Origin of the sequence: Rhizobium sp. Rhizsp82, from assembly GCF_047325115.1 — a bacterium.
Lineage (GTDB): Bacteria > Pseudomonadota > Alphaproteobacteria > Rhizobiales > Rhizobiaceae > Rhizobium.
The window spans coordinates 1,353,484-1,373,896 of sequence record NZ_CP168570.1 but is presented as its reverse complement, the minus strand read 5'-3'; the positions used below and the strand labels follow the sequence as shown (position 1 = coordinate 1,373,896).

The window sequence follows — 20,413 nt, the reverse complement described above, 5'->3', positions numbered from 1 at the left end:
GATATCCCGACTAAGGTGTAAGGCATGTACCGGGCCCTCACACGCGATATAGAAGTTGTTGTCGAGCCGTTTTATCTGGAGGAGCAATCCGATCCGGACGACGATCGCTATGTCTGGGGATACCGTATCGTCATCAGCAACAATTCCGAGCTCTCTGTAAAACTCGTCAACCGTTACTGGAACATAACGGATCAGAACGGCGTGGTTGATGAAGTGACGGGACCGGGCGTGGTTGGCGAGCAGCCGCGGCTGGAGCCCGGCGATACCTACGAATACTCATCGGGATGCCCGCTCGATACGCCATCGGGGCTGATGTTCGGCCATTACCAGATGGAGACGGATGAAGGCGAGCTCTTCGATGTCGAGATACCCGCCTTCTCCCTGGATTCACCCGGCCTGCTCAGAGTGCTGAACTGACCGTCACTCGGCCGGCTGCAGTTCGGCCGGTTCGAAGCGGTAGGTCGTCGAGCAGAACTCGCAGGTGACCGCGATTTCGCCATTCTCCTGGCTCGCTTTGATCTCGTCTGCCGAGAAGCCCTTCAGCACGCCCTTGATCTTGTCGCGCGAACAGCTGCAGCGGTCGAAGACCTCCTTGGCGTCATAGACGCGCACGCCGCGCTCGTGGAAGAGGCGGAAGAGCAGACGCTCGGTTCCGACCTGCGGGTCGGTCAGCTCGTCGGCATCGATGGTTTCCACCATCGTGCGTGCCTCGGTCCAGGAATCGTCCTCCTTCAGCGGCTGGCCGGTCTCGTCGCCATCGCCACCGTGCAGATCCTGCTGGCGCATGCGCTCCGGCGCTTCCGGCAGGAACTGGGCGACGAGGCCGCCTGCCCGCCAGCGATGGCGCGGCTTGCCGCTGTCGTCACGGTCGAGCAGTTCGGCCGCAGCGAGACGAACCCGCGTCGGGATCTGCTCGGACTGACGGAAATAGGTGCCGGCAATCTCTTCCAGCGAGGCGCCGTCGAGCGCGACGATGCCCTGATAGGGCTGGCTGAACTTGCCCTGGTCGATCGTGAAGGCGAGCACACCCCTGCCGAGCAGCTGTTCGGGCTCGGTCTGGCCGGCGGCGATTGCTTCGCCGAGCAGAGCCTGATCGAAGCGCGCGTAGGCGCGCACATTCTCAGGCGTCGAGAAATCGGCGACGAGCAGATCGACGGGGCCATCGCCCTTCGTCTGGACGGTGAACTTGCCGTCGAACTTCAGCGACGTGCCGAGCAGCACCGTCAGCACGATCACTTCGGCGAGAAGGCGGGCAACGGGTGCGGGATAATGGTGGCGCTCCAGGATGGCGTCCAGCATCGGGCCGAGCTGGACGGCGCGTCCGCGCACGTCCAGACCTTCAACCTGAAACGGGACAACATGATCATCACCGGCGAAATCGAACTCGCCAAGAGCGGCTGCAGCTTCTGCCATGGTCTTACTCCTAGTATTCAGAGCGGCAGACCAAGGCGTCTCTCCGCTCGCGCGGCCACGAGGCCGTCAGGCCGGATGTGGCGTCCAGTATGGTTCAGATCGCGCCCAGGCACCATGCAAGAATCGACTTCTGCGCATGAAGACGGTTTTCCGCTTCATCGAAGACCACGGATTGCGGGCCATCGATCACTTCGTCCGTGACTTCCTCACCACGATGGGCAGGCAGGCAATGCATGAACAATGCATCCTTGCCGGCCTTTGCCATCAAAGCCTGATTGACCTGATAGGGCTGGAAGACGTTGTGACCGCGAGCCCGATGTTCCTGATTCATGGAGACCCAGGTATCGGTTACCACGCAATCGGCGCCTTCGACCGCACGGTCGGCATCATGGCTGAGCAGGATTTCGGCGCCCTCATTGCGGGCCCAGTTCAGATAGTGATCCTTCGGCTCGGAACCAAGGGGTACGGCCATGTTCATGCGATAGCCGAAACGGGCAGCGCCTTCGACCAGCGAATGCAGCACGTTGTTGCCGTCGCCCGTCCAGGCGATCGTCTTGCCCTTGATCGGGCCGCGATGCTCTTCGAAGGTCATGATATCGGCCATGATCTGGCACGGATGCGTATCGTCGGTCAGCGCGTTGATGACCGGCACGGTGGCATGCTCGGCAAGCTCGAGCATGCGGTGATGCTCGGTGGTGCGGATCATGATCGCATCGACATAGCGCGACAGGACCTTGGCGGTGTCGCCGATCGTTTCGGCGCGGCCGAGCTGCATTTCGGTGCCCGAGAGGAACAGTGTCTCGCCGCCGAGCTGGCGCATGCCGACATCGAAGGAGACGCGGGTACGTGTGGACGGCTTTTCGAAGATCATCGCCAGCATCTTGCCGGCGAGCGGCTTGTCGCCGGCGCCTGCCTTGAAAGCCTGCTTGCGCGAGATCGCATCATTCATGATGACGCGCAGATCGGCGGAGCTGACCGCCGAGAGATCGAGGAAGTGTTTGGGGGAAGCCATGTCGTCCTTACCTGTTTGCCTCGTAAGGCATCTATCCGTTCAAGCCGTCTTCTTGGCCTTGGCTGCGCGAATGCTCTCGGCGGCCTGCTCGATGCGTGCAAGGCCTTCGCGGGCTTCTTCCGCAGTCACCACCAGAGGCGGCAGGAGACGGATGACGTTATCGCCCGCCGGGACACCCAGCAGATGCGCGCTGCGGATCGCAGCCAGGAGTTCGCTCGAGGGAACGGCGGCCTTGATGCCGAGCAGCAGGCCTTCGCCGCGGATATCCTCGATCACGTCAGGATAGCGATCCTTCAGCGACGCCAGGCCCTGGCGGAAGACCAGCGACACGTCGCGGACGTGCTGCAGGAAGCCATCGGCGAGCACGATATCGAGAACGGCACTGCCAACGGCCATGGCAAGCGGATTGCCGCCATAGGTCGAGCCGTGCGTGCCGGCCTTCATGCCGGAGGCCGCCTCAGCCGTCGCAAGGCAGGCGCCGAGCGGGAAACCGCCGCCGATGCCCTTGGCAACAGCCATGATGTCGGGGCTAACGCCGGACCATTCATAAGCGAAGAACTTGCCGGTACGGCCAACGCCGGTCTGCACTTCGTCGAGGATCAGCAGCAGGCCATGCTCATCGCAGAGCTGGCGCAGCGCCTTCATGAACTCGACGGTCGCCGGGCGGATACCACCCTCACCCTGTACGGGCTCGATCAGAATGCCTGCCGTTGCGTCGGTGATCGCCGCGCGGACGGCTTCGACATCGCCGAAAGGCACCTGGTCGAAACCGGGGGTCTTCGGACCGAAGCCTTCGAGATACTTCTCCTGGCCGCCGGCGGCGATCGTCGCCAGCGTACGGCCGTGGAAGGCGCCTTCGAAGGTGATGATATGGAAGCGCTCCGGATGACCCTTCGAATACTGGTAGCGGCGCGCGGTCTTGATCGCGCATTCCAGGGCTTCCGCACCCGAGTTGGTGAAGAACACCTTGTCGGCGAAAGTCGCTTCCGTCAGCCTCGTTGCGAGCTTTTCCTGACCGGGGATCTCATAGATATTGGAGAGGTGCCAGACCTTCTCGGCCTGCGCCTTCAGGGCATCGACAACGTGAGGATGGCTGTGGCCGACAGCGGTCACCGCAACGCCAGCGCCAAAATCCAGATATCGCTCGCCGGTCTCGGTAATCAGCCAGACGCCCTCACCTCGCTCGAACCGCAGAGGGGCACGAGAATAGGTATCATATAGCGGCGCGGCTTCAGCCATGGCGCGGTCTCCTGTCAGCGTTATGGGCAACCGGACTCCGGCTAAAAAACCAGGTCCGAAAAATTAAAAATGCCGCCTCTCGGCGGCGCTGTGCACTATTTACTTTTCGCACTGCAATGTCAACAAAACTACGGCTTTCGTGGCTTCTGGGTGACGCTCAAGCGATGTCGCGTTTCATCAACAGCTAATGTTGCAGAAATGACTCTGTGGGGAAGCAAGTTGGGGAAAACTTGAAATTCGATTCATCCGGATTCCCGCGACTCTTGTCACGGAGTCAGCCTCACACTAGGTTAAAACTCAATTACTAGACTGCATGCGGCGGAACTAGTCACCAAAATTAGTCAAGCGTTTCTTGTGTCGGATTCATCCGGGGCAAACGGTGAAGGATTCTGCCTTCACAACGCTTAAACGGCGGAGACACAGGGCATGAACTGGACAGACGAGCGGGTCGAGAAACTCAAGAAACTGTGGTCCGAAGGGTTGAGCGCGAGCCAGATCGCGGCGCAACTTGGAGGCGTGAGCCGGAATGCCGTTATCGGCAAGGTTCACCGTCTGGCACTGCCGGGCCGTGCCAAGGCCGGCGGCAATGCGACGGCGGCACGGGCTCCGAAGCGCACGACTTCGGCACCGCGCGCTCCGAACTATGCATCGCGCATGACGACCCGCACCGTTGCCCGCCCGCAGGGCGCAACGATGCTGAAGGAAGAGATCGAAATCGACGTCATGGAGGAGATGGAATATCGTCCGGCTTCCAACGTTGTCGTGCCGATCTCGCGCCGTCTCGGCCTGACGGAACTGACCGAGCGCACTTGCAAGTGGCCGGTCGGCGATCCGCTGAAGGACGATTTCCATTTCTGCGGCTGCGAAAGCCCGGATTCTTCGCCCTACTGCACCTATCACCAGCGCCTGGCTTATCAGCCGGTCAATGATCGCCGCAGGGCCGCAGCCCGGGCAAACTGAGCCGGGTAAAGACAAACGAAAAACGGGCCTTTCGGCCCGTTTTTTTGTATCTGCGTGTCAGGAGGCCGTAGCCTCCTTGATCACTCAGGCTTCCATGGAATAACCGGCACCGCGGACGGTGCGGATGACATCCTGCATGTTCGAGAAGTTGAGCGCCTTGCGCAGGCGGCCGACATGGACATCAACGGTACGCTCGTCGACATAGATGTCGTGACCCCAGACGCCATCGAGCAGTTGCGAGCGCGAGAAGACGCGACCCGGCGACGACATCAGGAACTCCAGAAGACGAAACTCGGTCGGCCCGAGACGGACTTCGCGGGTCTTGCGGTGAACCCGGTGCGTTTCGCGGTCGAGTTCGATATCGCCGCACTTCAGCACGGTCGAAAGAACTTCCGGCTTGGCGCGGCGCAGCATCGCCTTGACGCGGGCAACGAGCTCGGGCGTCGAGAACGGCTTGACGACATAGTCGTCCGCGCCGGTCGACAGGCCGCGGACGCGCTCGCTCTCTTCGCCGCGCGCCGTCAGCATGATGATCGGCAGACGCTCGGTTTCCGGGCGCATGCGCAGCCGGCGGCAGAGCTCGATGCCTGATACGCCAGGCAGCATCCAATCGAGGATAAGAAGGTCCGGCGTGCGCTCCTGAAGGCGGATTTCCGCCTCGTCGCCGCGCAGGATGGTATCGACTTCGAAACCTTCGGCTTCGAGATTGTAGCGAAGAAGCACGCTCAGTGCTTCTTCGTCTTCAACGACTGCAACTCTCGGGATCATTCTATTCTGTCTCCTGAGGCCCGGTCCGGATGATTATTCCGTTACCGCGCCGACGGTGTTGGCGGTGTCGTCCTTCGGACGCTCGCCTTCCGGCTGAGCGCCGGTCGCCATGTAGTAGATGGTTTCAGCAATGTTGGTGGCGTGGTCGCCGATACGCTCGATGTTCTTGGCGCAGAAGAGCAGATGCGTGCAGCTGGTGATGTTGCGCGGATCTTCCATCATGTAGGTGAGGAGCTCGCGAAACAGCGACGTGTACATCGCGTCGATTTCCTCGTCGCGCTCGCGGATCGACTTCGCCTTGTCGGCAGCGCGCGTCGTGTAGACGTCGAGCACTTCCTTCAGCTGGACGAGAGCGAGCTCGGAGAGATGCTCCAGGCCACGGGCGAGCTTGCGCGGAACGCCGGTGCTTTGCACGGCGATGACGCGCTTGGCGGTGTTCTTGCCGAGATCGCCGACACGCTCGAGGTCAGCGGCGATGCGGATCGAACCCATGATCTCGCGCAGGTCCGACGCCATCGGCTGGCGGCGGGCGATGGTGACGATCGCCTTGTCGTTGATCTCGCGCTCGGCGTGATCGAGGATCACGTCGTCGGAGATGACCTTCTGCGCCAGTGCCGCGTCGCCGTTGACGAGAGCGCGGACAGCGTCGGAAACCATCTGCTCGGCCAGGCCGCCCATTTCGGAAATGCGGCGCGAGAGGAACTTCAGGTCTTCGTCATACGCAGAAAAAATATGTGTCGATGCCATGGGGAAAGTCCTTGAGTGTCTATCGGGGGTCGTGACGCCAAAGATCAGCCGAAGCGGCCCATGATGTAATCCTGGGTGCGCGGATCGTCCGGATTGGTGAACATCTTGTCGGTATCGTTCTCCTCGACGAGGTTGCCGAGGTGGAACATGGCCGTGCGCTGCGAGACGCGGGCGGCCTGCTGCATGGAGTGCGTGACGATGACGATCGTGTAGGCTTCGCGCAGCTCGTGGATCAGCTCCTCAACCTTTGCGGTGGCGATCGGGTCGAGTGCCGAGCACGGCTCGTCCATCAGGATGACTTCTGGCGAGACTGCAACGGCGCGGGCGATGCAGAGGCGCTGCTGCTGACCGCCGGAGAGGCCGGTGCCGGATTCATGAACGCGGTCCTTGACCTCGTTCCAGAGGCCGGCGCGTTGCAGGCTGGTCTCGACGATCTGGTCCATGTCGGCCTTGGTCTTGGCAAGACCATGGATGCGCGGGCCGTAGGCAACGTTCTCATAGATCGACTTCGGAAACGGGTTCGGCTTCTGGAACACCATGCCGACGCGGGCGCGCAGTTCGACGACGTCGATATCCGGATCGTAGATATCGTCGCCATCGAGCGTGATCTTGCCGGTGACGCGGCAATTGTCGATCGTGTCGTTCATGCGGTTCAGGCTGCGCAGGAAGGTGGACTTGCCGCAGCCGGACGGGCCGATGAGCGCCGTAACGGTGTTTTCGCGGATGTTCAGCTTGACGTCGAAGAGGGCGCGCTTTTCGCCGTAATAGACGGAAACGTCCTGGCCGATCATCTTGTAGGGAATGCTGTTCATCTTCTGGTCCAGAGCCTTTTCAACTGCTGCTTCTGTCAACATGTTCATTGGGTTTTACTCCGTTTACCAGCGGCGCTCAAAGCGACGGCGCAAGAGGATGGCTCCGAGGTTCATGACGATCAGGAACAGGAGGAGGACGATGATGGCACCCGACGTACGTTCCACGAAGGCGCGTTCGGCTTCGTTGGCCCACATGTAGACCTGGACGGGGAGCGCGGTGGACGGGTCGAGAGGCGTGGCCGGTGCATTGGCGACGAAGGCGACCATGCCGATCAGCAGAAGCGGCGCGGTTTCGCCGAGCGCGTGCGCCAGGCCGATGATGGTGCCGGTCAGGATGCCCGGCATGGCGAGCGGCAGCACATGGTGGAACACCATCTGCATCTTCGAAGCGCCGAGGCCGAGAGCGGCCGAGCGGATCGACGGCGGGACGGCGCGAAGAGCTGCACGCGTCGCGATGATGATCGTCGGCAGCGTCATCAGCGTGAGCACCAGACCGCCGACCAGCGAGGCCGAGCGCGGCATGCCCATGAAGTTGATGAACACAGAGAGACCAAGCAGACCGTAGACGATCGAGGGAACGGCAGCGAGGTTGTTGATATTGACCTCGATCAGGTCGGTCAGCCGGTTCTTCGGTGCGAACTCCTCGAGATAGATCGAGGCGGCGACACCGATCGGCAGCGACAGCACGAGAACGATCAGCATCAGGTAGAGCGAGCCGATGAGGGCGACGCCGAGACCGGCCGCTTCAGGACGGCTGGAATTGCCGTTGACGAAGATGCCCGTGTTGAACTGCTTGAAGAGAGCGCCGCTCGACTTCAGTTCGTTCATCCAGCCAACCTGCTTGTCGTTGACCTTGCGGTTCTTCTCATCGACGGAGAGATCGATCTGGCCCTTGTTGGCGCTGTCGACATTGGCGTCGGCGAGAACCGTAACGTTGATCGTCTTGCCGATGATCGACGGGTCGGCGACGACCATGTCGCGCAGCTGGATCGGAGCGCCCTTGGAGAGCATCGCCGAGGCATCGCGCACGTCGGGACGGCTCGATGCGTTGATGTTGAGCTGCTTGACGATGGCGTCACGCAGCAGGGCGCCGTAATTGGCGGCGATCAGGACGGACGGATCGGTCGCGCGCTTGTTGCCCGGATCGATCGTCTTCTCAGTGAACTCGATCGGCAGCGAGATCGCGGTCTGCTGGAAGGCCGTGTAGCCCTGACGGATGACCGTCGACAGCAGGATGACCAGGAAGATCAGGCCGAAAGCGATAGCGGCCATGCCGTAAGCCTGGAAGCGGCGTTCGGCGGCATAGCGGCGCTTGATGCCGATGTCGCGGCGCGCAGGCGCCTTGGATACGAGAGTGCCGGAAACCGGAGAAGCGATATTCGTCATTCGTACTGCTCCCGGTATTTGCGCACGATATAGAGCGCGTAGATATTGAGGCAAAGCGTGATCAAGAAGAGCGTGATGCCGAGCGCGAAGGCGACGAGCGTCTGCGGCGAGGTGAATTCAAGGTCACCCGTCAGCTGGTTGACGATCTTGACCGTCACCGTGGTCATCGGCTCGAAGGGATTGATCTGCATGCGGGCGGCGACACCGGCTGCCAGCACGACGATCATGGTTTCGCCGATGGCGCGCGAAGCGGTCATCAGCAGCGCGCCGACGATGCCCGGGAGAGCAGCGGGAAGCACTACCTTCTTGATGGTTTCGGAACGCGTGGCACCGAGGCCAAGCGAACCGTCACGCAGGGCACGCGGCACGGCGGTGATGATGTCGTCCGACAGCGAGGAGACGTATGGGATCAGCATGATGCCCATGACGATACCGGCGGTCAGAACGCTCTGTGCCTGGATGAAGTTCGTGTAGTTGCCCGTCAGGAGGCCGCTGACCTGCGAGGAAAGATCGCGCAGGAACGGGCCGACGGTGACGAGGGCGAAGAAGCCGTAGACGATGGTCGGAATACCGGCCAGAACTTCGAGCAGCGGCTTTGCAAGCGAGCGAAGCTTCGGCGAGGCATATTCGGCCATGTAGATCGCCGCAAACAGGCCGACCGGAACGGCGACCAGCATGGCGACGAGGCCGATATAGAGCGTGCCGAGCAGCAGCGGGATGAGGCCGAACTGGCCTTCCGACGAGCTGCCGGCGCCGGCAAAGCGCGGATCCCAGACCGTGCCGAAGAAGAATTCGAGCGGTGGGACGCTGGCGAAGAAGCGCAGGGCTTCCGACAGCATCGACAGAACGATGCCGATCGTCGTCAGAATGGCGATCGAGGATGCCAGGAGCAGACCCCAGAGCATGACGCGCTCGACGCGGTTGCGGGCGCGGAAGCGGGGCGTGATGCCGCGCAGCGCATAGAGCGCACCGGCAACGGCAAGCACCAGCACGATGGCGCTCATGATCAGGCGGCTGCCGGCGCTTTCGGCGTTCAGCAGCTTGGCGGCGTCCAGCATGTAGGGCTGCGGCTCGCCGGCGAGCGGAACGCCCTTTTCGTTGAGCTTGGCCTGGACGGCCTTGGTGTCGGCACCGAGCGCGGTGAGCTCGTCAGCCGTCAGCAGATTGAAGCCGCGGCCGATGGTGGCGACCATGCTGTAGCTCAAGTCCTGCTCGGCAGCACTCTTGGCCTTCACATCTTCAGGGAAGGCATTGCGGACGGTGGATTCGATGATGCCCGGGCTGGCGGCGAGCCAGACACAGAGAACGACGAGGGCCGGAAGGACGGCCCAGATGGCGGCATAGGCGCCGTAATAACCCGGCCGCGAATGCAGCGCGGAAGACTTGCCCCCGGCAAGCGCCGTGGCACGGCTGCGGGCGGCCACATAGGCCAGCGCGCCGAACACCACGAGACACAAGAGTATAATGGATGTGCTCATTCTTTACGTCCCCAGGCGCTCAGCCCCAAGAGCATATGCGGCGATGTCCCCGCACAGCTTCCCAATCATGGACAAACTCAAAACCTTGCCATGCAGCGGCAAGGGTACTGTCATTAGAAAACCGGCGCGGCACCCCCTGATGCCGCGCCAGCTTATGCATTACATGGTCTTTTCGGCTTCGACGGCCTTGCGGATTTCTTCGCGCTCGGCGTCCGGAGCAGCAACCAGGCCGTATTCGACGAGCGGGCTGTCAGGGCCGATCATCTGGTCGGATACGAAGAAGTTGACGTATTCCTTCAGGCCCGGGACGGCGCCGAGATGTGCCTTCTTGACGTAGAAGAACAGCGGGCGGGAAACCGGGTAGGTGCCGTTCGAGATGGTCTCGGTCGACGGAACGATGCCGCTCATGGTCGCGACCTTGAGCTTGTCAGCGTTGTTTTCGTAGAAGGAGAGACCGAAGACGCCAACGCCGGTCTTGTTGGCAGCGATGCGTGCCAGCGTTTCCGGATAGTCGCCGTCGATGTCGACTGCAGCGCCGTCCTTACGGACTGCAACGCAAGCCTTGGCCTGAGCAGCCTTGTCGGTGATTTCCTTGGCGATAACTTCCTGAGCGCCCGAAGCCTTGCAGCCTGCAGCGAGAACGTTCAGTTCGAAGACTTCGCGGGTGCCGTGCTTTTCGCCCGGGATGTAGGCAGCGATATCAACAGCCGGGAGCTTCGGGTTGACTTCCGACCACTTCTTGTAGGGGTTGGCAACGAGCTTGCCGTCAACGACGACCTGAGCGGCCAGAGCCTTGTAGAGATCTTCCGGAACGTAAGCGACGTCGGGGTTGGAAGCGTCGGTTGCGAAGACGATACCGTCATAACCGATCTTGACTTCCTGGATGTCCGTTACGCCGGCAGCCTTGCAGGCTTCCATTTCGTTCTTGTTGATCGGACGCGAAGCGTTGGCAACGTCGATCGTGTCTTCGCCGACGCCCTTGCAGAATTCCTTGAGGCCAGCGCCCGTGCCGCCAGATTCAACAACCGGCGTCTTGAAGTTGGTGAAGGTTTCGCCGAAGGACTCGGCAACGATCTTGGCGTAAGGCAGAACGGTGGACGAACCGGCAACCTGGATCTGGTCGCGAGCGGCTGCAGCGCCTGCAAAGGCAACGGTTGCGGCGAGAGCGGCAACGGTGAGTTTAAGCGTGTTCATCAGAAAAATCTCCCGGCATTGGGCTTTGTGTGGGCAGGCCCCCCAGGGCCCTCGCATTGCCTTTTTTCATCGGCAGCCACTCTTTAGCCCCTGATGCACAGAGCTTTTATGTCACTTTGGTGAAACATTTGTGACAGTCTAAAATATTGAAATTCATAGACAAAATTTTTCGATGTAATGGGTGTGTTGCGGCTTTATGTCAAAACCGCACGGTAAAGGCCGTTCCCTTGCCAACCTCGGACTTAACGATCAGCCGTGCACGATGGCGGGTCAGGATATGCTTGACGATGGCAAGCCCTAGACCGGTCCCCTTTTTCGAGCGGCTGTCCTCGATATTGACGCGGTAGAAGCGCTCGGTAAGGCGCGGCACATGCTCGGCGGGGATGCCAGGCCCTCGGTCCGCGACGGTGACTTCGACAGGCTGGCCCTGGCCGTTCTTAATCGAGACGTCGACCGTCTTGCCTTCCTGGCCGTATTTGCAGGCGTTTTCGATCAGGTTCTCGAAGACCTGCACCAGCTCGTCTCGATCGCCGAGCACCTCCGCCCGGCCTTCCGGCAGATTGAGATTGATCTCGACGCCGACATCCTTCGCCAGCGGCTGCAGGGAATCCCGGACATGGCCGAGCAGCGGCACGAGATCGACCTTTTCGTCGGGCGCGATATGCGACTTCAACTCAAGCCGCGACAGCGACAGCAGATCGTCCACGAGACGGCTCATGCGGGTCGTCTGGTCGAACATGATGCCAAGGAAGCGTTCCTGCGCCTTGGCATCGTTCTTGGCCGGCCCCTGGATAGTCTCGATGAAGCCGCGCAACGAGGCAAGCGGCGTGCGCAGCTCATGGCTGGCATTGGCGACGAAATCCGAGCGCATACGGTCGATGCGGCGGACTTCCGAAATATCGCGGAAGGAAAGCATGAAGAAACGCTCGCCACCCTCCCCCTCACCGAGATCGATCGGGGCGCTGCGGACGATATAGACCCGCTCGGAAGGAAGCCGCTCGGAATGCTCGATCTGGTTCGGCGCATTGGTGGCGATCGTTTCGCGCACCATGTCGAGAATGCCGGGCGAGCGCAGGCGCGCCGAAAGATGCGCGCCGATGATCATCTCGCCGAAGGCCTTTTCGGCCGCGCGGTTCTGGAACAGCACCGAGGCATCGCCGGAGAGAACCATGACAGGGATATCGAGCCCGGCAAGTGTGGCCGCCACTTCAGGCAGGCGGCTCTTCGGCGCTTCCGGCTCAGGCTCAGGGATTTCGGCGAGCTTGGCCTGTACTGCCGGCTCGGCATTCATGACGACGACGAGCAGCATCAGGACGACGAGCGCCAGCACGCCCCATTTGTTCATCCCCGAAACCAGCGCCACCAGCCCGATGACCAGAGCGGCAAGAAGCACGGGGCGTTCCTGCCTGATGCGGGCCATCAGCCCCGATGTCCACGGCATTTCCTCTTCCACTTGCCCCTCGCCCGGCTTTCAGTCGCAATCATTGCTTCAAACTTTGCCTGATAGCCGTGATTCATGACAGAAGTTTTCGACTGCTTCCACCAAGCGAAAAAGCCGCAGTGGAAACACACAACTATTTTCATACCGCGGCGAGCAATTTGATTTTTAACGCGAAATATGATCGCCTGCTCAGAAGCCGAAGCGCCGGGAGGAAATGATGGCCGAAGATGTCGAGAGCCGCGCAGTCGAACTGGATATCAGAGGCAAGAAGCGCGTCTTCGACGTGGACGATCCGGTGCTGCCTGCCTGGATCGACGAAAAGGCACTCGAATCCGGCGACTTTCCCTACAAGAAGAAGCTGAAGGAAGAAGAGTATCTCGAAGATCTCGAGAAGCTTCAGGTGGAGCTCGTCAAGGTGCAGTTCTGGCTGCAGGCGACCGGCAAGCGCGTCATGGCCGTCTTCGAGGGACGCGATGCGGCCGGCAAGGGCGGCGCGATCTCGGCCTCCTCCGGCAAGATGAACCCCCGCCTTGCGCGCGTCGTGGCACTCGCCAAGCCGAACGACCGCGAGCTCGGGCAGTGGTATTTCCAGCGCTATATCGCCCAGTTTCCAACGGCCGGTGAATTCGTGCTCTTCGACCGTTCCTGGTATAACCGCGCCGGCGTCGAGCCGGTCATGGGCTTCTGCACACCGAAGCAATACGAGGATTTTCTCGAGCAGGCGCCGCTGCTCGAAAAGGTCATCGCCCATGAGGGCATCTATCTCTTCAAGTTCTACCTCGATATCGGCCGCGAAATGCAGCTGAAGCGCTTTCATGACCGGCGGCACGATCCGCTCAAGGTTTGGAAGCTATCTTCCATGGATATCGCGGCACTGACGAAATGGGGCGACTACAGCGACAAGCGCGACCGGATGCTGAAGGCAACGCATACGGACGCAGCGCCCTGGACCGTCATCCGCGCCAACGACAAGCGGCGCGCCCGTCTCAATCTCATCCGTCACATGCTGAAGACGATGGATTATAACGGCAAGGACGAGAAGGCGATCGGCGAGCTGGATGAGAAGATCATCGGCTGGGGTCCGGGCTTTCTGAAATAGGAGTGAAGATGCGGCCTGCGGCTGTAATCGGCGGACTACTCGTGATGATGGGGCTGGCGGCTGAGGCGCAGGCCTGCGTGCTGCTGCAGGATGTCGATTACAGCGTGCTCTACCGCTCCGATGCGATCGTCCGCGCCAAGGTCGTCGGCTATCAGGCGCGTCCCGAGCAGAAGGATGCGCTGTTCCGCCTGGAAATCGAGCAGGTGCTATCAGGAAAGCCGCTTGCCGCCCCCATCATCGAAGCGCGCTGGGAACGGCGCTACAAACCGGCGCCGCAGATCTGGGATGGCTACAACAACGTCATCGTCGGCCTGAAACTGACCAATGGCGCTCCAGCATTGATCGTGCGCGAAAGCTGCGGTTTCGACGGCATCGTCGAGGATACGCCGCAGGACCTCTCGATCCTGCTCAGCCAGGCACCCGGCACCTGACGCGGCGGCTTATTGGCCAGGCAGGATGCGGACGGCGTAGAGGTTGATGCCGCGAGCCTTGCCGTCGACATCGCTGTTGATCAGCAGTTTTCCAGCCGAGCTCGGCGCCAGCGACCGGTCGAAATTGACCTGAACCAGCACATCCGACTTTTCGCGCGTCACACTGAAGCGATGGCGGGCGCAATTGCCGAGCGTCTGGAAATTGCACTCGACGGTGATCTGCGTCGGCTCATCGCTCGTCGACTGCAGGGTAATGGCGATGGTCGAGGACTTGCCCGCTAGCTGCTGCAGTACATCGGCTGCGACAGGAATGGCGATATTGCCATCGGCGCCGTTGCTCTGCGAGATCAGGCGGACGGCCGCCTCGTCATTTTCGGTGATGTTTTCGGTGCGCGCCTGGGCACCGTTCTCGATCTTGCCGGCATCCGAGGCCTTGAAGACTTCGATCCAGGCAGCCGAGAAGCTGTTCTGCGGGTCGATCGTGACCGGCTGATCGGTATGCGTACCGGCATTATTGCTATTGTCGGCGGTCTGGCTGTCGCTGCCGTCGAAATCTTCGGGCTGGGTGCTGGCCGGCGGATTGGCGACGCTGGTGTCGCGCTCCTGCGCCGTCAAGAGCAGGCCGGACTTGTGCGCCCACCAGGCGCCGGTGCCGACGAAGGCGATCAGCACGCACCAGACGAGCAGGCGCGAGAAGATCTTGCGCGGCTTGCGGCGCTTGGCCGCTCCTTCCGGGCGGAAATCCATATTGGCGGCGGCAGACGGCGCCCGGCGCTCGGCGGCGAAGCTCTCTTCGTCCGCGGGCGCTGCACCCAGATGATCGGCCTCGCCGGCATGCACTCCATCAAGGCTAGCGTCGTCATAGGCACGGCGCGGCTCTTCGGCATAGCGGGTCTCGCCAGCGAGTTCCGGCGCCGGAGCCTCCGGCTCAACCTGGTGATGGACGGGCTCGGGGACATCGACAACCGGCGGAACCGGCACTTCCGGCGGCCCCTGGCGCGGATGCATGCGCTCGCGCTCCTCGGCCTCGATCATGTGGATCGTGGTTTCCAGACGGTGGCGGTGATGGGCGATCGCCTCGCGGTCGGTAATGTCCTGCTTGCGCAGCCCCGCTTCCAGCGCCTGGCGGGCAGACTGATAGATTCTGGCGCGGATCTCGGGATTGTCGCGATCGGAATTGCCAAGCGCAGTTCTGATGGCCGTTTCTAATCCGCTCACGTGCGATCCTTCACTCTTGAAACCGGCATTCCGCTCAAATCTTTACAAATGCCTAACAAAATCCGGTAGCGGCAACAGCGCCAAACCGCAAGCCTCCGGCGCGCCGCCCGGCCGATCGGCAGGGGAAAACGCCGCCTTTCAGAATATCCGAAAATCGCGAAATCGGTAGCCTGCCCAGCTGGGTGGCCTTTTCGGCGCGATGGAACTCTGTTATCAGATTGACGCTTCCGTAAACGTCAATTGATGGTGATCTCATGGCCCTGCCCGAAATCCTGACGAAGAACCTGCGCCTGCCGGTCGTGGCCTCGCCGCTGTTCATCATCTCGCATCCGGCGCTGACGCTGGCGCAGTGCAAGGCAGGGGTGATCGGCGCCTTTCCGGCGCTCAACGCCCGCCCCGAAAGCCAGCTTGACGAGTGGCTGGCAATGATCACCGAGGATCTCGCCGCCCATAATGCCGCCAATCCCGACAGACCGGCAGCCCCCTTCGCCGTCAACCAGATCGTCCATATGTCGAACAAGCGCCTTGAGCACGATCTCAGGCTTTGCGTGAAATACAAGGTGCCGGTCGTCATCTCCTCGCTCGGCGCGGTGCCGGAGGTGAATGCCGCGGTGCATTCCTATGGCGGCATCGTGCTGCACGACGTCATCAACAACCGGCACGCCAATTCGGCGATCCGCAAAGGCGCCGACGGGCTGATCGCGGTCGCCGCCGGCGCCGGCGGCCACGCGGGCACGCTTTCGCCCTTCGCGCTCGTCCAGGAAATCCGTGAATGGTTCGACGGGCCTCTGCTGCTCGCCGGCGCGATCGCCAATGGCGGTGCGATCCTGGCGGCGCAGGCGATGGGCGCCGACGTGGCCTATATCGGCACCCCCTTCATCGCCACCGAAGAAGCTCGCGCAAGCGACGCTTACAAGAACGCCATCGTAGAGGGCGCCGCCAACGATATCGTCTATTCCAACTATTTCACCGGCGTGCACGGAAATTACCTGAAGCCTTCGGTAAAGGCCGTCGGCCTCGATCCCGACAATCTGCCGGTTGCCGATCCCTCGAAGATGGATTTCGAACAGGCCGTCGGCGGCGCCAAGGCCTGGAAGGATATCTGGGGCAGCGGCCAGGGCATCGGCGCCATCAAGGCCGTCGAGCCAGTCGCCAAGCTGGTCGGCCGCCTCGAGAGCGAGTACCACGCCGCCCGCACCCGCCTCTCGCTTTGAACGGATTTCCACAGCGCCGTTCTTTTTTACCAAAGCGATCAGACGGCGCTTGAAATCTTCAAACAATGCCTGTATCAGCGCCATGCAAATCGCGGGCCGAACGCTTCGCCCGCCTGGATTGCCGCTTTAGCTCAGTCGGTAGAGCACATCATTCGTAATGATGGGGTCACGTGTTCGAGTCACGTAAGCGGCACCATTCTCTCTCCCGACGCACTCTTCCCCTTCGCAAAAACTACAGCCTATGGGTTTGTTCAGTTTTTGTTTGATTACGCAATGATTGAAATACATGGTTAACCCTTGGTTGATACGGTCTTGCCAGTTTTGATTACTGGGGGACTGCTTCGATGAAGGTTTTGGCGGCTTGGATGTTGGGTCCGGGCATTTCGTTGCTTGCTGCGCAGGGCGCTTTGGCTGCTGATCTGGCGCCCAACGACGTGATGGTGCCGAAGTTTTTGCTGGATGAACCGGCAACGACGCCGGCGACGGCGAGCCGCTTTACCGGCTATGTCGAGGGCGGTTTCGAGGCTGGGTCTTCGCGGGATACGGATCTCGACAGCCACTCGTGGCGGTTGCGCGGATCGATGAATGCGAGCTCCGACACCGGGCTCAACCTGCAGGCGGATGCCGACTATGCGCATTCCTATCTGCAGGAATTCGGCTGGAACGACAATATCGGCGGCACGCTGCATGTCTATTACCGGCCGGACAGCAACTATGCGGTCGGCGTCTTCGGCCAGACCGGCCGGTTTGAATCGCGTTTCCTGCCTGATACGACGGCCCGCGACTATCTCGGCGGCCTGGAAGCCGCATGGCTCGGCACCGACATGACCATCTATGGTCAGGCCGGCCTTGGCACGACCGATATCGGCGGGTTCGACTACGATCACTATGCCGGCCGCGCCGGGATGCGCTACTTCTTCACCGACAATATCCGTGCCGATGCCGAAGTTGCGTTCGACCGGTATCAGGACGATGTTGAGACGGCCGATGTCTGGAAGATCTCGGCGATCGGCAATTACCGGCCGGATGGCACACCGGTTTCCTTCTATGCCGGTTACCGCTTCGAGCATGCCAAGCTCTCTGTCGACGGCTTCGGCAGCGACAGCGACATCGCCAACAACTTCCTCGTCGGCATGCGCTATCACTTCGGCTCGAGCAGCCTGAAGGACGAAGAGGGCAACGGCCCGATCTGGCGCGGCTCGTCGTTCTAAGCTTGAAACCATTCCCGGCCGCCGCAGCGAGACCAACGCTGCGGCGGCCGGGCTTTTGTAACTGTACGGATAATTACCTTTACAGCAGCAGCAGCTAGGGCCTAAAAACCAAAGCAGCACTTCGCGCCGGCACTGCCCCCTTCTGCCGAGCCGCCCTCTGACGGCCTGCCGCGAAGCATCCTGAAAGGTAAGTCATGTCTGATACGGCCCAGCGCTCGAACCGCGTTCTCGTTGTCGCGACCATCATGTTTGCCACCTTCATGGTGGCGATCGAAGCCACGATCGTCGCGACCGCCATGCCGCGGATCGTCGGACAGCTCGGCGGCTTTACCTATTACAGCTGGGTCTTTTCGGCCTTCCTGCTGGCGCAATCGACGACGACTGTCATCTACGGCAAGCTTTCCGATATCTTCGGCCGCAAGCCGGTGCTGATCGCCGGCATCGTCGTGTTCCTGATCGGCTCGTTGCTGTGCGGCCTCGCCTGGTCGATGACCTCGCTCATCCTGTTTCGCCTGCTGCAGGGGCTCGGCGCCGGCGCCATTCAACCGGTGACGATGACGATCATCGGCGACCTCTTCAAGCTGGAGGAGCGCGGCCGCGTTCAGGGCATCATGGCGACCGTCTGGGCCACATCGGCGGTCGTCGGGCCGCTCGCCGGCGGCATCATCGTCGACAACATCTCCTGGGCCTGGATTTTCTGGATCAACCTGCCGATCGGCATCTTTTCGATCATCGCCTTCTCGCTGTTCCTCAAGGAAACCGTGGCGCACAAGCAGGCGAGCATCGACTATCTCGGCTCCATCCTCTTCTCGATCGCCATCATCGCGCTGCTGGTCATCCTCACCGATACGGATGCCGAAGCCTGGATCCTGCTGTCGCTCGCCGCTGTCTTCGTGATCTCGGGCGCCCTGTTTTTCTGGCAGGAAAAGCGCGCGCCGGAACCGATCATCTCGATCGCACTCTGGAGCCGCCGTCTCGTGGCGACCAGCAATATCTGCATGCTGCTCGCCGGCATGGCGCTGATCGGCCTCTCCACCATTCTGCCGGTCTATATTCAGGGCGTGCTCGGCCGTTCGCCGATCGTTGCCGGGTTCACGCTGACCATGCTCGTCGTCGGCTGGCCGCTGTCGGTGATGATGTCGAGCAAGCTGTTCAAGGCTTTCGGCATCCGCAACACGCTGCGCTTCGGCAGCCTGCTCTTCCCGTTCGGCGCGCTCTTCCTGTTGTTCCTGACGCCGGATAGTTCGCCCATCGTCGCCGGCGCCGGTTCGTTCTTCATGGGCTTCGGCATGGGGCTCATCAATCTCACCAGTATCGCGCTGGTGCAGGACAGCGTCGAATGGTCGATGCGCGGCAGCGCCACAGCGTCGATCATCTTTGCCCGCAGCCTCGGCAATACGCTCGGCGCCACGGTTCTCGGCGCGATCCTGAATGCCGGTATCAATCACTATGCGAGCGGCGATACCGCCGATAACCTGCACAATGTCCTGAACCAGCCGACGGGGCTGACGGAGCTTGCAGGCGATCCTGTCGTCCGCGGCATCTTCGATGCGTCGCTGCACTGGAGCTTCTGGGGCATCGTCGTCGTCGCCGTCATGACGCTGGTTTCGACCTGGCTGATCCCAGTCGGCCACCATGGCCGCAAGACGACCAGCGTTCCCGCCAGCGAGGCGGCCTCACATTAACAGTCAGGCGTCGGCCGGATTCTGCGGCAGCGATTGCAGCAGGGTCTGGCGGGCCGAGCGTAGGTGCAGACGCGCCGAGAAATCGATCTGGGCCTGATCGCCTGATTCCAGGGCGGCTATATAGTCGAGATGCTCGTGAATGGCGCGCTCGTTGCGCTGGCGGGCGGCGGCCTTGTTCCACTGGTAGTGATAGTGGAAGATGATGGCGATCGCGTCGTAGAAATCGGCAATGAAGCGGTTTTTCGAGGCGCGGTGAATGAGAAGATGGAAGCGCTCGTCGAGGGCGGAGAATTCCTTGTAGCGCTGATCCATGTCGGAGAGCACGTCGAGGTGATCCTGCTTGATCGCCGCAAGGTCGGTCCAGGCCGCGTGATCCTTCGGCAGCCTGCCGAAATCGGCGGCGGAATGCAGCTCGAACATCTCGCGCACGTCGGCGAGCTCCAGAGCGAATTCGCGGGTGAAGCCCTTCAGGATCCAGTGGCTGTTCGGGCGCTTCTCGATCAAGCCGAAGCGGGAGAAGCGGATCAGGAATTCGCGGACGCTGGTCGTACCGGTGCCGATCTCGCGGGCAAGCTCGAGCTCGTTGATCTGCATGCCCGGCGCCGCATCATCCGAAAGAATGCGCTGCATGAAGCTGCGCTCGATGATGTCGTGCAGTGAATCCGTTTCCTCGGAGGGAAAGAGATCCTTGGCGGTCGGGGCGCGGAGCACCACTTTCTGGCGCTTGTTCCAGCGGATGATGCCCTCGTCGCTCAGCCTCGTGAGGATGGCGCGGGCGGTGCTGCGGCTGATGCCGAGCTGGGCCGCGATTTCAGGCTCCGACGGAAGTGCGGCCTCAGGACGCAATGCGGCGGCATAGCGATTGTATGCTTCCTTGAAGACTGTATTCTGTCTTGCCATGCGACCCCGCTCCTGCCCGTCCGCTATCGGCGCACGCGATGGTGCGGCCGGTGCGCCGGGAGCTTATCTATTGCAATCCTTATATTATTCTGGATCGCTTGCGGCTGTTTGCCTCCCTCGTCCACAGGAACAATATTCCCGTTGACTTGAAAATGTTTATTGTAGATAAAAAACAAAATCAATGCGCATTTCGCCGATGCAGCGA

19 protein-coding genes and 1 tRNA gene are annotated in these 20,413 nt (G+C 61.4%); 8 read left to right on the top strand and 12 right to left on the bottom strand.

Annotated elements, in window-relative coordinates:
* Positions 1–24 precede the first annotated feature (24 nt).
* Positions 25–417 (top strand): Co2+/Mg2+ efflux protein ApaG, encoded by a 393-nt coding sequence (gene apaG / locus ACEN84_RS11455; protein WP_199626117.1) that lies wholly within the window; start codon positions 25–27, stop codon positions 415–417.
* Positions 418–420: 3 nt separating this feature from the next.
* Here the strand turns inward: apaG and ACEN84_RS11450 are convergent, their stop codons facing one another.
* From ACEN84_RS11450 to ACEN84_RS11440, 3 genes are all read right to left on the bottom strand, one after another.
* Complete coding sequence (locus ACEN84_RS11450) at positions 421–1,413, bottom strand: Hsp33 family molecular chaperone (protein ID WP_413710922.1); 993 nt, start codon at positions 1,411–1,413, stop codon at positions 421–423.
* 94 nt (positions 1,414–1,507) lie between these two features.
* Entirely contained in the window at positions 1,508–2,425 is a 918-nt protein-coding gene (argF, locus tag ACEN84_RS11445; RefSeq protein ID WP_112713528.1) for an ornithine carbamoyltransferase, read from the bottom strand.
* Positions 2,426–2,464: 39 nt separating this feature from the next.
* Entirely contained in the window at positions 2,465–3,664 is a 1,200-nt protein-coding gene (locus tag ACEN84_RS11440; RefSeq protein ID WP_413710921.1) for an aspartate aminotransferase family protein, read from the bottom strand.
* Positions 3,665–4,090: 426 nt separating this feature from the next.
* Between ACEN84_RS11440 and ACEN84_RS11435 the strand changes: the two genes are divergently transcribed.
* Positions 4,091–4,624: a GcrA family cell cycle regulator gene (locus ACEN84_RS11435; RefSeq protein WP_112713532.1), complete on the top strand. Its 534-nt coding sequence runs from the start codon at positions 4,091–4,093 to the stop codon at positions 4,622–4,624.
* Between the two features lie 84 nt (positions 4,625–4,708).
* Here ACEN84_RS11435 and phoB read toward each other — a convergent pair whose 3' ends face one another.
* The 7 genes from phoB to phoR form a co-directional block, all read right to left on the bottom strand.
* Positions 4,709–5,392, bottom strand: a complete 684-nt coding sequence (gene phoB, locus ACEN84_RS11430) for a phosphate regulon transcriptional regulator PhoB (protein ID WP_112713534.1) — start codon at positions 5,390–5,392, stop codon at positions 4,709–4,711.
* 33 nt (positions 5,393–5,425) lie between these two features.
* A complete protein-coding gene (gene phoU, locus ACEN84_RS11425) occupies positions 5,426–6,139 on the bottom strand; it encodes a phosphate signaling complex protein PhoU (RefSeq protein ID WP_112713536.1) in 714 nt (237 codons plus the stop codon).
* A gap of 44 nt (positions 6,140–6,183) precedes the next feature.
* Positions 6,184–6,999: a phosphate ABC transporter ATP-binding protein PstB gene (gene pstB / locus ACEN84_RS11420; protein ID WP_112713538.1), complete on the bottom strand. Its 816-nt coding sequence runs from the start codon at positions 6,997–6,999 to the stop codon at positions 6,184–6,186.
* Positions 7,000–7,014: 15 nt separating this feature from the next.
* Complete coding sequence (pstA, locus tag ACEN84_RS11415) at positions 7,015–8,337, bottom strand: phosphate ABC transporter permease PstA (RefSeq protein ID WP_413710920.1); 1,323 nt, start codon at positions 8,335–8,337, stop codon at positions 7,015–7,017.
* Positions 8,334–9,815, bottom strand: a complete 1,482-nt coding sequence (gene pstC, locus ACEN84_RS11410) for a phosphate ABC transporter permease subunit PstC (RefSeq protein ID WP_112713542.1) — start codon at positions 9,813–9,815, stop codon at positions 8,334–8,336. The genes pstA and pstC overlap by 4 nt, the downstream gene beginning before the upstream one ends.
* 159 nt (positions 9,816–9,974) lie before the next feature.
* Positions 9,975–11,009 (bottom strand): substrate-binding domain-containing protein, encoded by a 1,035-nt coding sequence (locus tag ACEN84_RS11405; RefSeq protein ID WP_112713544.1) that lies wholly within the window; start codon positions 11,007–11,009, stop codon positions 9,975–9,977.
* 199 nt (positions 11,010–11,208) lie between these two features.
* Positions 11,209–12,429 (bottom strand): phosphate regulon sensor histidine kinase PhoR, encoded by a 1,221-nt coding sequence (phoR, locus tag ACEN84_RS11400; protein ID WP_112713546.1) that lies wholly within the window; start codon positions 12,427–12,429, stop codon positions 11,209–11,211.
* Between the two features lie 238 nt (positions 12,430–12,667).
* Here phoR and ppk2 point away from each other — a divergent pair, with 238 nt between their 5' ends.
* Positions 12,668–13,549 carry a polyphosphate kinase 2 gene (gene ppk2, locus ACEN84_RS11395; RefSeq protein ID WP_413710919.1) on the top strand — a complete coding sequence of 294 codons (882 nt, stop codon included), beginning with the start codon at positions 12,668–12,670 and terminating at the stop codon, positions 13,547–13,549.
* Positions 13,550–13,557: 8 nt separating this feature from the next.
* Complete coding sequence (locus ACEN84_RS11390; RefSeq protein WP_413710918.1) at positions 13,558–13,980, top strand: hypothetical protein; 423 nt, start codon at positions 13,558–13,560, stop codon at positions 13,978–13,980.
* Between the two features lie 9 nt (positions 13,981–13,989).
* Here ACEN84_RS11390 and ACEN84_RS11385 read toward each other — a convergent pair whose 3' ends face one another.
* Positions 13,990–15,198, bottom strand: coding sequence for a regulator (locus tag ACEN84_RS11385; protein ID WP_413710917.1), 1,209 nt, complete (start codon positions 15,196–15,198; stop codon positions 13,990–13,992).
* A 254-nt stretch (positions 15,199–15,452) separates the two neighbouring features.
* Between ACEN84_RS11385 and ACEN84_RS11380 the strand changes: the two genes are divergently transcribed.
* From ACEN84_RS11380 to ACEN84_RS11365, 4 genes are all read left to right on the top strand, one after another.
* Entirely contained in the window at positions 15,453–16,412 is a 960-nt protein-coding gene (locus ACEN84_RS11380; RefSeq protein WP_413710916.1) for an NAD(P)H-dependent flavin oxidoreductase, read from the top strand.
* Positions 16,413–16,532: 120 nt separating this feature from the next.
* Positions 16,533–16,608: transfer RNA gene (locus ACEN84_RS11375), tRNA-Thr, on the top strand.
* A 211-nt stretch (positions 16,609–16,819) separates the two neighbouring features.
* Complete coding sequence (locus ACEN84_RS11370; protein WP_130279139.1) at positions 16,820–17,623, top strand: hypothetical protein; 804 nt, start codon at positions 16,820–16,822, stop codon at positions 17,621–17,623.
* A gap of 194 nt (positions 17,624–17,817) precedes the next feature.
* A complete protein-coding gene (locus tag ACEN84_RS11365) occupies positions 17,818–19,308 on the top strand; it encodes an MDR family MFS transporter (RefSeq protein ID WP_413710915.1) in 1,491 nt (496 codons plus the stop codon).
* Between the two features lie 3 nt (positions 19,309–19,311).
* Here the strand turns inward: ACEN84_RS11365 and ACEN84_RS11360 are convergent, their stop codons facing one another.
* Positions 19,312–20,208: a GntR family transcriptional regulator gene (locus ACEN84_RS11360; protein WP_130279141.1), complete on the bottom strand. Its 897-nt coding sequence runs from the start codon at positions 20,206–20,208 to the stop codon at positions 19,312–19,314.
* Positions 20,209–20,413 lie beyond the last annotated feature (205 nt).